The following is a 1,147-nucleotide window of genomic DNA, read 5'->3' as shown; positions in this document are numbered from 1 at the left end:
AGCATCGTTGGCGACGTATACCGTTCAGATATATATACCGTTCAAAAAGGGGCGCTTCTTCGCGATACAGTCCGAAAAATTTTGAAGCAGGGGATCAAGTATGTTCCGGTGGTCGATGAACAGAACCATTTAGCAGGGATTGTGACAAGAGCGAGCCTCGTTGATATCGTATACGATTCCATTTGGGGCGACGAGGAAAACCAGCTCATGACGATCTGACCAGGGGAGGAGCTCTTTTAAGATGAATCAAATGATGACTTTTTTGCAAACGAACGGCGGAGAGCTGCTGTATAAAACAGGAGAGCATTTATATATTTCACTCATAGCCGTTGTATTGGGCATTATCGTTGCAGTGCCGCTCGGCGTTGCTCTTACCAGAATGAAAAAAGGCGCAGGTGCGGTTATCGGTTTCGTAAACATTGTGCAAACCCTGCCGAGTCTGGCGATTTTAGCCTTTTTTATTCCGCTTCTCGGCGTAGGAAAAGTGCCTGCGATTGTCGCTTTATTTTTCTATTCGGTACTGCCGATCCTGCGCAATACGTATACCGGCATTAAAGGTGTAAATAAAAACCTCCTGGAATCGGGGAAAGGAATTGGCATGACCGGCTGGGAGCAGATTCGGCTCGTTGAAATCCCGCTGGCGATTCCCATCATCATGGCGGGGATCCGCACATCAACGATCTACCTAATTGGCTGGGCGACACTTGCGTCGTTTATCGGGGGAGGCGGCCTCGGGGACTATATTTTTATCGGACTGAACCTATACCAGCCTGAATATATCATTGGCGGTGCCGTGCCTGTCACAATTCTGGCAATTATTATTGATTATGTTCTGGCTGTGACAGAACGAAAGGTGACGCCGAAAGGCTTGCAAGGGATGAAGGAAGTATCGTAAGGAGTTGGCACTGTTGAAAATGACAAAAATCAAATGGCTTGGCGCGTTTGCTCTCGTCTTTGTCATGCTGCTAGGCGGCTGCTCTCTGCCGGGTCTAGGCGGCGCTTCTGACGATACGATCAAAATCGGGGCGCAGAGCATGACAGAATCAGAAATTGTAGCGAATATGATCGCGCAGCTTATTGAACATGATACAGATTTGAATACTGCTTTAGTGAAAAACCTCGGCTCAAACTATGTTCAGCACCAAGC

General features: G+C 47.8%; 2 protein-coding genes and 1 pseudogene. All 3 read left to right on the top strand.

The annotated features are described in order from the left end of the window. Positions 1–219: CBS domain-containing protein (locus ACWHAR_RS22505; protein WP_452087883.1), on the top strand; the 219-nt coding region annotated here is incomplete at its 5' end. 22 nt (positions 220–241) lie between these two features. Further along, positions 242–895 (top strand): glycine betaine/carnitine/choline/choline sulfate ABC transporter permease OpuCB, encoded by a 654-nt coding sequence (gene opuCB / locus ACWHAR_RS22500; protein WP_003228349.1) that lies wholly within the window; start codon positions 242–244, stop codon positions 893–895. 19 nt (positions 896–914) lie between these two features. Beyond that, positions 915–1,147, top strand: a pseudogene (gene opuCC / locus ACWHAR_RS22495) (osmoprotectant ABC transporter substrate-binding lipoprotein OpuCC); the annotation flags it as partial.

The sequence above is a fragment of the Bacillus sp. LR--39 genome, assembly GCF_053613335.1.
The sequence above is the reverse complement of the archived record's forward strand: the minus strand, read 5'-3'. Positions and strand labels throughout refer to the sequence as shown.

Excerpts from the sequence above, each read along its gene's own strand:
- opuCB (WP_003228349.1), top strand. The coding sequence starts at position 242 with ATGAATCAAATGATGACTTTTTTGCAAACGAACGGCGGAGAGCTGCTG.